Annotated in this window: 11 protein-coding genes; 7 read left to right on the plus strand and 4 right to left on the minus strand. The window is 51.6% G+C overall.

Translation table 11 applies throughout. The annotated features are described in order from the left end of the window. Positions 1-73 precede the first annotated feature (73 nt). Positions 74-580 carry a DinB family protein gene (locus tag EDM59_RS21495; RefSeq protein ID WP_122925513.1) on the plus strand — a complete coding sequence of 169 codons (507 nt, stop codon included), beginning with the start codon at positions 74-76 and terminating at the stop codon, positions 578-580. Positions 581-630: 50 nt separating this feature from the next. Here EDM59_RS21495 and EDM59_RS21500 read toward each other — a convergent pair whose 3' ends face one another. The 4 genes from EDM59_RS21500 to EDM59_RS21515 all read right to left on the minus strand — a co-directional run bounded on the left by EDM59_RS21500 (position 631) and on the right by EDM59_RS21515 (position 4,933). After that, positions 631-1,650, minus strand: a complete 1,020-nt coding sequence (locus EDM59_RS21500; RefSeq protein ID WP_122925495.1) for an ATP-binding protein — start codon at positions 1,648-1,650, stop codon at positions 631-633. Positions 1,651-1,669: 19 nt separating this feature from the next. Next, positions 1,670-2,752 (minus strand): TolB family protein, encoded by a 1,083-nt coding sequence (locus tag EDM59_RS21505; RefSeq protein WP_122925496.1) that lies wholly within the window; start codon positions 2,750-2,752, stop codon positions 1,670-1,672. A gap of 76 nt (positions 2,753-2,828) precedes the next feature. Further along, positions 2,829-4,247: a sensor histidine kinase gene (locus tag EDM59_RS21510; protein WP_122925497.1), complete on the minus strand. Its 1,419-nt coding sequence runs from the start codon at positions 4,245-4,247 to the stop codon at positions 2,829-2,831. Further along, a complete protein-coding gene (locus EDM59_RS21515; protein ID WP_122925498.1) occupies positions 4,244-4,933 on the minus strand; it encodes a response regulator transcription factor in 690 nt (229 codons plus the stop codon). Before EDM59_RS21515 ends, EDM59_RS21510 begins: the two co-directional genes overlap by 4 nt. A gap of 314 nt (positions 4,934-5,247) precedes the next feature. Between EDM59_RS21515 and EDM59_RS21520 the strand changes: the two genes are divergently transcribed. The 6 genes from EDM59_RS21520 (at position 5,248) to EDM59_RS21545 (ending at position 11,099) form a co-directional block, all read left to right on the plus strand. After that, positions 5,248-6,471: an MFS transporter gene (locus EDM59_RS21520; protein ID WP_122925499.1), complete on the plus strand. Its 1,224-nt coding sequence runs from the start codon at positions 5,248-5,250 to the stop codon at positions 6,469-6,471. Positions 6,472-6,506: 35 nt separating this feature from the next. Further along, complete coding sequence (locus EDM59_RS21525) at positions 6,507-6,887, plus strand: MmcQ/YjbR family DNA-binding protein (protein WP_122925500.1); 381 nt, start codon at positions 6,507-6,509, stop codon at positions 6,885-6,887. 86 nt (positions 6,888-6,973) lie between these two features. Further along, on the plus strand, positions 6,974-8,341 hold the full coding sequence (locus EDM59_RS21530; RefSeq protein ID WP_122925501.1) for a sigma-54 interaction domain-containing protein: 1,368 nt from the start codon (positions 6,974-6,976) through the stop codon (positions 8,339-8,341). Between the two features lie 344 nt (positions 8,342-8,685). Continuing rightward, positions 8,686-8,892, plus strand: a complete 207-nt coding sequence (locus EDM59_RS21535; protein ID WP_122925502.1) for a hypothetical protein — start codon at positions 8,686-8,688, stop codon at positions 8,890-8,892. Next, positions 8,882-10,267 (plus strand): GntP family permease, encoded by a 1,386-nt coding sequence (locus EDM59_RS21540; protein ID WP_122925503.1) that lies wholly within the window; start codon positions 8,882-8,884, stop codon positions 10,265-10,267. Before EDM59_RS21535 ends, EDM59_RS21540 begins: the two co-directional genes overlap by 11 nt. A gap of 46 nt (positions 10,268-10,313) precedes the next feature. After that, positions 10,314-11,099, plus strand: coding sequence for a 3-hydroxybutyrate dehydrogenase (locus tag EDM59_RS21545; RefSeq protein WP_122925504.1), 786 nt, complete (start codon positions 10,314-10,316; stop codon positions 11,097-11,099). Positions 11,100-11,385 lie beyond the last annotated feature (286 nt).

Consider the following 11,385-nt stretch of genomic DNA (forward strand, 5'->3'; position numbering starts at 1 on the left):
CACTGACTGAAGCTGTCAGGGAAGCCAGTATATGATTGAGCTATCCCAAGGAGAATGAATGGAGGAAGCTTGCATGAAACAGGATGCTGTCCGTTTTTATGATTACCATTTGTGGGCGAATGAAAGGGTCTTTCAACGCTTGAGGGAAGTGCCACAAGAGCTCTGTGAACAGGAAATTCCTAGCGTGTTTCCGACGATCACAAAGACACTGCAGCACATGCTTCGGACGGATCATGTGTGGCTGCTTGCGATGAAAGGGGAAAGCTACGAAAACGTCGGGAAGATCGTCGGTGCACTGTCGCAGCAGCTGGAGGGCAAAGGGCCAGAGGAACTGCGCGAAGGCTTTATGGAGATCGGGGAGAAGTTCAAAGACTTTTTTGCGCAAACCGATCTGGATGCAAAAGCTCCTTACACACACCCGGCCATGGGAACCATTCATGTTCCCTACAGTGAGATTGTCCAGCACGTCGTCAACCACGGAACCTATCATCGGGGGAACATTTCCGCCATGCTCCGCCAGCTGGGTCATGCAGGAGCTTCTCACGACTACATTTACTTCCTATTTGAACAAAATCTCTAGAGAGAACACGATAAAAGCTCTGCCTGAATGCGGCAGAGCTTTTTGCTGGCTTACTTCTTTGCTTGGAACGCTTGATTGACTCGCTCAGGCAGACTGTCCCAAAACTGGGCGATGTTCGGCTTGGGGTCCCCGATGATACTGACGCCTTTTTGGCCAAACTCGTAGATCACATCCTGGTTTTCCTGCAAAAGCGAGACGTAGGCTGTCACGATGTCGGCCGTTTTGCTGTCCGGGCGTGTCTTCACAAAGCTCTGATAGTTTTTCTTTACGGCCGGGAGAAGCTTCATCGTGCTTTCGTCGATGGCATCGTATCGGTAATCCGACAAGTAGGCTTTCAAATAATCGGTGTAGAGTGTCTGGATCTGGGACTTCTTGAGCCCGGCAGGATATACAGTCAGATAGTTTTCCGCTGTCATCAAACGCTTGCCCAAATCCTCACGGGAAATCTGCAGCCCGCCGTCGCCTGTGTATGCTTTGTTTCCTTCTGTCACTTGAATCGCGAGGTATTCTTTCAGGTCGTTCGATAAAAAATTCCCGTAGGCTGCTTGCAGGGCAGGGTAGTCGACTTGCCAGTACAACGACATGTCGGAGGTTGCCATGAGCGTAAGCTTGCCTGCCGTTTGGGTTTGCAGCCACTGCTTGAGCTTGTCGTCGTTTTGGATTTTGTTGAAGTCGTACGGATAGTCGAGTGCGTACAGCTGATCCGTCACGCCCGGCTGCTGCAACAGATTGCGAAAATTGTCATTTACAACGGAAACATGGCTCGCGTAAAAAGACTCCAGAGCCAAAAACATCTGGTCTGCCGTTTTGGCATCTACCTGCTTCAGATGTTCATCGAGAAAAGCGGTCACCTCCCGCGCTTCCTTGGCTTGGTTGACGGTCACCTGCAGCTGCTGGAGGACTTCGATATCCGCCTTGGAACCATTCTGATCCGGGCTCGCAGGGGTGGCGGCATTGCCTGATGAAGCAGGCGGAGGTTGAACCGTCAGCTGTTTGTCTTGGCTCCCGCAGCCCGTCAAAAGGGCAAAGGCGGCGAGGAGCGGAATTAGGGTACATTTGTAGCGTTTCATTCTATCCATCACTCCATTTTTATTGGGACGTAAGACGAAAGATCGTAGTATGGGCGCTTCCGTCTTCGGAGTAGCGATCGCTCTCACTCACGAACAGTTGACGTCCTGTAGGGCTCCAGATAATCGGACTTTCTAGATTGGAGTGCGTGGAGAGGGGCAGCGTGCTGCCGGTCTTGGCGTCAATCACGAAAAGTCCGCTCATGCCTTGGCCGAGACTGAATGCAGTAAAGGCGAGTCTCTGTCTGTCTGGCGACCACGAGAGCTGCTGAAGCACCCGTCCTTTTGCGACAAGCGTGCCCGTCTCCTCTCCCAACGGTGACGAGAAAAACAAGCTGATTTCGTCAGCGGCCGTACGAGCCGCGATAGCAAGCGTGTCACCGTCGGGGGAGAGGGCGAAATCAGCCACTTGTTCGCGCAGGACGCGGGCAGCCAAATTCGTTTTCTCCACGATCCACAGTTTCTGCTCAGCATCGAGGAGATACAGGTGATCTTGCTTCGCAAACGCCTTGAGGATCGGCTGTTCCGCATTTAGAAGGGAAAGCGGGGTCACCGTACCGTCTGTTTTCACAAAAGCTACGCCATATTCATTTTTTCCTCTGACAATCGGCAGCAGGTAGGTCTGGTTGTCCACCCAAGCTCCGTGTGCTTCACGTATGATCCAGGAAACGTGGTCATCTCCGATCGCTAGGGGGAGAATCTGGTCTGTTTCCAGCGTCACCATGCTGGCCGATAGATCATCGAGCAAAAATAGATGCTTTTGGTCGTACGAGACATCTGCCGTTGCTTTGGCCTGCAGATTCGTCGGCTGAGCTATGCCTGATTGCAAATGGCGAATCACAAAGGAGCCCTGGGGAGCTTCCGCAGCTTTGGACAGCACCTCATCTTCGGAGATCCAGTCAAAGGTGAGCAGACCATCGATTCGGTCGACTCGTTCTAAAGAGAGTGCTTCCGATTCATCGCGGACAGGAGGGTCCAAAACCGTCAGCTTCCTGTCGCCCTGCGGACCGCAGCCTGTCAGCAATACGAGCGAAGAGCATACCAAAAAGGTCGCAGCCGCTAGGACAGCTCTGTGCAATGGGGTCGGAAGCTTTTGCGCCACCATGAGAGCGATAGCCTCCTTCCTTTTGTGCTTATCTTGAGTGTAACCCCAGATGATCTCGCTAAGATTTCAACATGTTTCAAACTTGTAACAATCCATCAGAAAAGTACGCGTCGAATCGGAGCATGACACTCGTCCCGCGTCCATCCGGTCCGTCCTCGATTCGGATTTGTCCGTCCTGCTTTTCAACCAGCTGATGTACCAGTGCTAGCACAAGACCTGTCCCACCCGATTGACGTGCCCGATCTGCATGAACGGTGTAGAATGGCTCGAAAATCCGCTGCTTCGCTTCCTCTGGTATGCCGATTCCTGTATCGCGGATGATGACCTCTACCTGGCTTCCATGTCTCCGAGTTATGGCAGTCACGGTTCCGTGCTGCGTGTTGTACTTGATAGCATTATCCAGCAGATTGAGCAAAATATGTACCATGCTCGCGCGGTCTGCCCAGATGGATGCAGGCTGAAGCTGGGTGTGGAAGGTGATGCCTTGCTGGTTTGCCTTTCCGTTCAAGCGAGCACACAGGTCCTCGAGCAGCGTATGGACATCGACCCTTTCCGGTTGATGAGCAAACTCGTATGATTCCAAAGCCGCAAGCCGCAAAGCCGTTTCTACCAGCTCGTATAAGCGGGACGACTCCTTTTGGATCGCTTCGCTGGACTCTCGAATCATGGCGGGATCGTCCCCGTACATGTGCAGCAGATCGGCATAGGCTTTGATCGAAGTCAGTGGTGTTTTGAATTCGTGACTGATGTTGTTGATGAACTGCTTTTGAGAGCGGAGGATCGACTCGATAGCCTGACTCATCTCAAATATGCCTTGGCCAAGCTCTCCCAGCTCATCCTGCCGAGCGAGAGCAGGAGTGCTGCTATACTTCCCTGTGCGAATCCGGTCCGTTTCGGTTTTTAACTGAGCAATCGCGCGGGCTTGCCGATTCATGTAAAACAGGCCGAAAAGGAAACTGATCAGCAGAACAGCAGCCCCGACGGATAGAAAGAGCCAAAGAAGCTGCTGATAAAAAGCGTGCTGGGCAGTCAAGGAGGTTTGAAGCTGAATGACACCCAACTGACCTTCTGGCCCGAAAACGGGAGCGAGGTATTGCAGCGAGTCTCCTTCCGTTATATAAGCGATCTTGTTGTCCAGGGCAGCTTGCAGGGCATCCTGCACCTCTGCTCGCCCGGTCATGGGCAGCGAGTCTCCTACGAGCGTACCGTCTGCGTCGTATAGGATTACCCGCATGCCGCTCGTCGCACCTGCTTCTACTGCCAGCTTCTGGCCTTCGACATGCAGAAACGTGCGGGGAGATACCTGAGTTCCACTTGCGTATTGCTGCGTGACTTGCGTTTGGGCGGTCTGGACCTGCCGGGCGAGCATCGCTTCCATCTGCTTCTGCTGATAGTGGGCGACTCCATTTAAGACCAAGCTGCTGAGAATCGCGATGGTAAACAACAAGAGAGCAGCGAGGAACCAGGTGAATTTCCATTTCAGACTGACTCTCATTCGGGTTCACCGACAGCCTTGTATCCGATTCCGTAGACGGTTTGCAGCAAATGCTGGTGATGACTCCCTAGCTTGGCGCGCAGCCGCTGGATATGGATGTCCACCGTTCGGGTGCCGCCGTCGTAGTCTAGTCCCCATACTTGATCGAGCAGCTCTTCTCGCGTATAGACTCTTTTTAGATGGGAGAGCAGCAAGGCCAGCAAATCAAATTCCTTCGGCGTGAGAGTGAGAGCTTGACCATCCAGAACGGCGGTCCGCTGTTCCAGCTGGAGCGTGAGCCTACCGACGGAAATGGCTGCTGGCACTGGAGGGGCTGCATTCTTTTCCAGTCTGCGGCACAAGGCTTTCACGCGGGCCACGACTTCTCTCATGTCGAAAGGCTTGGTCATATAATCATCTGCTCCCAGCTCAAGGCCGATGAGCTTGTCGACGATGTCGTTTTTTACCGTCAGCAGGATGACCCCCAAATCGCTGCGATTCCCCAGTTTGCGACACACGTCGAATCCCGTCAGCTTCGGCATCATGACGTCCAGTACGAGCACCTGCGGTTGAAAGGTCTCGGTTTTTTCTAAAGCTTCCTCTCCATCTGCCGCCGTTTCTACCATAAATCCTTCCCGCCGCAGGGCATAGGCGATGGCTTGTGCGATGGACTGCTCGTCATCTGCGACGAGAATCTTGAATTCCATGCGTTTTCCTCCTCGATCTTTACCAAAAAGAAACAGACAGGCTCTGGTGATTATTTCTTGATCAGGGTTTTTATGTATGTTATGCTTTGAGCATTCTAACACGAAAGGGTGACCATCAAGCCAATGAAGTACTAATTCCTATTTCCAAAAAAAGCATTCGAAATCAAAAACGATGCGCTTTTCTGGATAGGATTAGTATGTGCATATTGGCAAATGGATGGTAGCTCCCGTGTGTCGTTGAACGGGTTTCTATGTCTTTTTGTGATGGTATGCGATGCCTCCTGTCCAGAAAAAATGGATAAGGAGGTTTTTTGATGTCTGGACTCTTTCAAAATCGTTACGTGCGGGCCATCTTGCTTTCAGGCCTGTTCTTGCAAATTGGGGTATGGGTACGCAATTTCGCGATTTTGCTCTACGTCATGGATCATACAGGGGGAGATCCTCTGGCGATTTCCATGATCTCGGTTGCCGAGTATGCGCCGATCTTTCTGTTTTCGTTTCTCGCCGGAACCTTTGTTGACCGTTGGAGACCGAAACGCACCATGGTCTGGTGTGATCTGATCAGCGCGATATCCGTGATCGCGGTGCTCCTGACGTTTATGTATGGAACATGGAAAGCGGTCTTCTTCGTGACGTTGATTTCTGCGATTTTGTCACAGTTTTCCCAGCCGGCGGGGATGAAGCTGTTCAAGCTGCATGTGCCAGCCGAGCAGCTGCAAGCAGGGATGTCGATGTACCAGACGCTGTTTGCGATCTTCATGGTTCTGGGGCCGATCCTCGGCACGTTTGTCTTCCAGTCCTTTGGGATGGTCATGTCGATGGTCGTTACCTCATTGGCGTTCATGCTTTCGGCCCTGGTCCTGTTCTTTTTGCCGGCCGACCCAGTAGAAGAGAAAGCGAAGCAGCCTTCCACCCTGTGGGCTGACATGGCAAGCGGGATGCGCTATGTACGGGAAAATCGCGTGCTGACGCTGATCGGGTTGTGCTTTCTGGCATCTGGACTCGCGATTGGCCTCGTGCAGCCGCTCAGTATTTTTCTAGTGACGGAACGTTTGGGATTGCCAAAAGAAAGTCTGCAATGGCTCCTCATGCTGCAAGGGATTGGGATGATTGCAGGGGGAGGCTTGACTATGAGCTTTGCGAAAACAGTCGCCCCGCAAAAGCTGCTCATCATCGGGATGCTGGGAAATGCGATCGCACTCGCCGTAGCCGGACTCTCTACTCACCTGTGGCTGACTTTAGCTGCGCAGCTGTTTAGCGGGCTGCTTCTGCCCTGTATTCAGATCGGGATCAACACCCTGCTCCTGAAGCATACCGAGAGTGCGTTCATCGGGAGGGTAAACGGTATTTTGATTCCGATGTACACTGGCTCGATGGTGGTGACGATGAGTGTGGCAGGAATGGCAAAAGAGCATTTCTCGCTGGTGTCGATCTTTGTACTGGCTTCCTTGCTCTTTATCGTGGGCACGCTGTTTATTATGCCGCTGACGCGCATGCAAGAAGGAAAGCAGGGAGAAAGCAAGGAACAGATTGGGTAAGAGGACAAACCAATCAAACAGGAGGAGTGCAAAGGATGGGACACCAGCAAATTACGTCAAAGGAAGGCCTGGCTCTCGTTGAAAAAGTGCGTAAGCTGGCGATGCGTCTGCCGGAGGTTGCGGAACAGGTTGACGCGTTTGGACACATATCTTTTCGCGTCAACGACAAGCCGTTTGTGATGATGGGGGAGGGCAGGGACGATGGCCCTACCCTCTCCATCAAGACGCTTCCCACGACGCAGGAGTATTTGCTTGCGCAGGAGCATTTTTACAAAACACCCTACATTGGACAGCATGGCTGGGTCTCGATTGTCGGGGAGAACGTCACCGATTGGAACGCGATCGAGAGTTATCTGATTGAGGGATACCTGCGTTCTGCACCAAAGCGTTTGGCCAAGCTTGTACAAGCTACCTGATGAAAGCAGTCAAAAAGCGTTCTTCTCTTTGATGCGCCTGCTATAATTCAAGAGAGAGAATTACTGCCTGGAAAGGAGGAGCCGTTATGGAATGGAATCTCCAGCAGATGAGCAAGCTCTTGGAAGTCGTTTTTGAAAACGCTCACGAACCTATGATCGTCACAGATAAGGACGGCAAAATCCTCCTCTTGAACAGGAGTTATCGCGAGTTCTTGAATGTACAGGATGTCATCGGCAAGCCGGTCACAGATGTCATCGAGAATACGCGGATGCACATCGTCGGCCAAGAGGGTGTGGCTGAGATTGCAGACATCCAGCATATTAAAGGGCAAAGCATGATCGCCCACCGCATCCCGATCATGGACGAGGGGAAGGTGCTTGCTGTCCTCGGTACGGTGCTGTTTCAGGACGTGAAGGAGCTGGCGTCGCTGGCAGCGATGGTCGACCAGCTCAAAGACGAGTTGACCTACTATAAAAAAGAGCTGCGCCGGAGAATGGGAGCGACCTACCATGTGGATCAGATCGTCGGTTACAGCCAAAAGATGCAAGAGCTCAAGCAATTCTCGCAAAAGGTAGCGAAAAGCGATTCGACGGTACTTATTACCGGAGAGAGCGGAACCGGCAAGGAGTTGTTTGCCCATGCGATTCACGCGGAGAGCAAACGGAAGATGGGGCCGTTTATTCGGGTAAACTGTGCGGCGATCCCGGATACCCTCCTGGAATCGGAATTGTTTGGTTATGAAGAAGGGGCATTTACGGGAGCGGTGCGGCGAGGCAAAAAAGGGAAATTCGAGCTGGCCAACCACGGTACGATCCTGCTTGATGAGATTGGCGACATGCCGCTGCCTCTGCAGGCGAAGCTGCTGCGGGTATTGCAGGAAAAGGAAGTGGAGAAAGTCGGTTCCGTGCGAACGACGCCAATCGACGTGCGGGTGATCGCCTCTACCAACCAGGACATGCTCGCCAGTATCAAGGAAGGGAAGTTTCGTGCGGATCTCTACTATCGTCTGAATGTCGTGTCCCTGTCCATTCCGCCGTTGCGCGAGAGGCTGGAGGATTTGCCCGAGCTTGTCTCCAACCTGCTCGCTCAGCTGGTAGAGTCTACGGGAGTGACGGTCCGGTCGATCGATGATGATGTTTGGGCTGTCATGCGCAGCTATTCTTGGCCTGGGAATGTGCGGGAGCTGCGAAACGTGCTGGAGCGCGCTCTTCATTTGATGGAGGATGATGTGCTGAAAAAGGAGCACATTTGGCTTCCAGCGCCTTCCGAGGAGCTTTCCAATCCTGCTGTGGTTCGCCCATTGAAGGAAACGCTGGAGCAGGCGGAGCGGGAAGCTTTGCTGCACGCGATGAAGGAAGCGGGAGGTAACAAGCAAGAAGCCGCGAAGCTATTGCGTATCAGCAAGTCGACGTTCTACGAAAAGTGGGAGAAGTACAGATTGGAGAAACAATAAGAGAACGTTCACAGATGAACCTGGGAAGTGGCCGACTGCCGCTTGGACAGGTTTTTTTGTATGTATTCCGAATTTCCGGAATGGATCATCCCCCTTTCCTTAAAGCGCTTTCAAGGCGTTCCGAAATGGCGGAAGTATTTTTCCGAATTTCCGGAAAAACCAGCTGGTCCAGAGCGCTGTGGGATCAAGGGGAAAGGCTTGAAGTCTTGATGCGACAGTGTTTTTTGAATTTTATCCAAGGTTGGCACGTTCTGTGCAATATAGCTAATTGCAAGTTGTAAGCGGTTTCTTTCAGCCGTCAGTGCGCGAGGGAACATTGCTCAAGAGAGGGGGGCAGTGGATCATTGGTTGGTGAATCTGGCGAGCAGGATGATTCGGGGCAAGTTGGTAAAGGGTATGAAGAGGCATGCTGCATCGACCCTTTGTTTCAACTCCCGGCCAGTCCATTCTTGGAAATGACAACGGAATGGCTGGGGCTTATCGATATGGAAACAAAGACGCCTGGACCTAGCAAGAAGGCGTACTTGAAAGGAGAATCGTATGATCATTGAAGTATTATCTATTGTTTTAGCGCTCGGTCTCTTAATGTTTTTTGCGTACCGCGGCTACCCAGTTATCGTTTTTGCTCCTATTTTTACGTTGCTCGCGGTCGTATTGTCCGGAATCGCGCTATTGCCTAGCTATACCGAGACCTTTATGACGAACGCGGCCAACTATGTGAAATCATTTTTCCCTATATTCCTGCTTGGCGCGATTTTCGGAAAGATGATGGAGTTGAGTGGAGCAGCTTCCTCGATTGCCCACTCGATCGTAAAAGCATTGGGCTCCAACCGCGCCATGCTCGCCGTCGTGCTTGCATGTTCCATCCTGACGTATGGCGGCGTTTCGCTGTTCGTCGTAGCTTTTGCGGTGTATCCATTTGCAGCAGCTATTTTCCGTGAAGCAAACATCCCGAAACGCCTGATTCCAGGTACGATCGCTCTTGGTGCTTTTACTTACACCATGGATGCTTTGCCTGGTACTCCACAGATTCAAAACATTATCCCAACCACGTATTTCGGTACAGATGCATATGCAGCTCCTCTCGTGGGTATCATTGGAGCCATCATGGTATTTGTAGGTGGTATGTACTGGCTGGAGCGTAGACGCAAGCAGGCGGCAGCAGCAGGCGAAGGCTACGGTGACGGTCATATCAACGAACCGGAATTGCAAAAGAATCAAACGTACATGAACATTTGGCTGGCTATCTTGCCACTGGCGATCGTGCTGATCGGAAACTACCTGTTCAGCCGCGGTTTCTGGAATGTAGAGACCTGGTACGATGCTGGCATGCTGAAAGAGTCCTTTAAAATCGATAAAGTGAAAAACGTGGTGTCTTCCTGGGCGCTGATCATTTCCTTGAGCTTGGGGATCATTGCTGCTCTGTTGATCAACGTAAACCAAGTAAAAACCAAATTGGCGAGCGGTTTGACTGCTGCTGCGATGGGTTCTTTGCTGGCAATCTTCAACACGGCTTCTGAGGTTGGATTTGGAAACGTTGTCAAAACGCTGCCTGGCTTCAAATTGATCCAAGGCTGGATTACAGGAGCGAGCAGCTACCCGCTCGTTTCCGAAGCGGTTGCCGTGAACGTCTTGGCTGGTGTTACGGGCTCTGCCTCCGGCGGTATGTCCATTGCACTGGAGGTTGCGGGCAAGCAGTATCTGGAGTTGGCGAATGCAGCGGGAATCAGCCCTGAGCTGTTGCACCGCATTGCATCGATGGCTTCCGGCGGTATGGATACCTTGCCGCACAACGGTGCTGTTATCACTCTCTTGGCGATCACAGGCTTGACTCATCGCCAGTCGTACAAAGACATTTTTGCCATTACCGTACTGAAGACAGCTACCGTGTTTATCCTGGCGTTTGCCATTTCCATCTTCGGATAACACAGCACGAAATGCAGCCAGACGAAACAGGAGAGGAGATAGAGAGATGGAGAAACTATTACAACAACAAGTGGCATTGGTTACAGGTGCAGCGAGTGGGATTGGACTGGAGATCGCTCGTACTTTTGCGGAAGAAGGCGCAAAAGTGATGATTTTGGACCTGAATCAGGAAGCAGCAGAAGCAGCTGCCACCCGTTTGCAGGGGGAAGGACACGAGGTGCTTAGTCTGGCATGTGACGTCACCAATGAAGATCAGGTGCGCGAAAGCATTCAAAAGACAGTAGAAGCTTTCGGCAGACTGGACATTCTCGTCAATAATGCTGGACTGCAGTTCGTATCACCGATCGAAGATTTCCCGACGGCAAGATTTGAACGTATGATCAGCATTATGCTAACAGCTCCGTTCGTAGCCATTAAGCACGTATTCCCGATTATGAAGCAGCAAGGCTATGGCCGCATCCTCAATATGGCTTCGATCAACGGATTGATCGGCTTCGCGGGAAAAGCAGCCTATAACAGCGCCAAGCACGGCGTGATCGGCCTAACCAAGGTAGCGGCGCTGGAAGGTGCGGCAGATGGCATTACGGTTAATGCGATTTGCCCTGGCTATGTGGACACCCCGCTGGTGCAAAATCAATTGGCGGATCTGGCGACGACTCGAAATGTGCCGTTGGAAAAAGTAATGGAAGAAGTCATTTATCCATTGGTACCGCAGAAGCGTTTGCTGAGCGTGCAGGAAGTGGCGGACTACGCAGTGTTTTTGGCAAGCAAAAAAGCGCAAGGCGTGACCGGTCAGGCTGTTGTCATCGATGGCGGGTATACGGCGCAATAAGAGCGATAAGAGATTGAATCGAAAAAGCCTCGGTTAGAGGCTTTTTCTTGTTTTTACAACGATATTCCGATTGGGAGGGGGAGGGCCTTTTCATAATCATATGGATCCTTTTTAAAAAACATTTGAAAAAGGTATTGTAATTGATTTTAGGATGTGATAGATTATTCCTTGTCGCCAATGAGCGATGACAAAATACGAGAAAAGCTAACAGGTTTCGATAAAAAACTTCTTGACTCGTAAATAACGAACGTGATAAGTTATAAAGCGTTCGACAAAAAATGCTCTT

The organism is Brevibacillus nitrificans (genome assembly GCF_003710965.1).
Taxonomy (GTDB): Bacteria; Bacillota; Bacilli; order Brevibacillales; family Brevibacillaceae; genus Brevibacillus; species Brevibacillus centrosporus.

Coding starts and splice junctions, on each gene's coding strand:
- EDM59_RS21530 (WP_122925501.1), top strand. CDS start 6,974: ATGGAATGGAATCTCCAGCAGATGAGCAAGCTCTTGGAAGTCGTTTTT.
- EDM59_RS21505 (WP_122925496.1), bottom strand. CDS start 2,752: ATGGTGGCGCAAAAGCTTCCGACCCCATTGCACAGAGCTGTCCTAGCG.
- EDM59_RS21525 (WP_122925500.1), top strand. CDS start 6,507: ATGGGACACCAGCAAATTACGTCAAAGGAAGGCCTGGCTCTCGTTGAA.
- EDM59_RS21495 (WP_122925513.1), top strand. CDS start 74: ATGAAACAGGATGCTGTCCGTTTTTATGATTACCATTTGTGGGCGAAT.
- EDM59_RS21510 (WP_122925497.1), bottom strand. CDS start 4,247: ATGAGAGTCAGTCTGAAATGGAAATTCACCTGGTTCCTCGCTGCTCTC.
- EDM59_RS21540 (WP_122925503.1), top strand. CDS start 8,882: ATGATCATTGAAGTATTATCTATTGTTTTAGCGCTCGGTCTCTTAATG.
- EDM59_RS21545 (WP_122925504.1), top strand. CDS start 10,314: ATGGAGAAACTATTACAACAACAAGTGGCATTGGTTACAGGTGCAGCG.
- EDM59_RS21500 (WP_122925495.1), bottom strand. CDS start 1,650: ATGAAACGCTACAAATGTACCCTAATTCCGCTCCTCGCCGCCTTTGCC.
- EDM59_RS21520 (WP_122925499.1), top strand. CDS start 5,248: ATGTCTGGACTCTTTCAAAATCGTTACGTGCGGGCCATCTTGCTTTCA.
- EDM59_RS21515 (WP_122925498.1), bottom strand. CDS start 4,933: ATGGAATTCAAGATTCTCGTCGCAGATGACGAGCAGTCCATCGCACAA.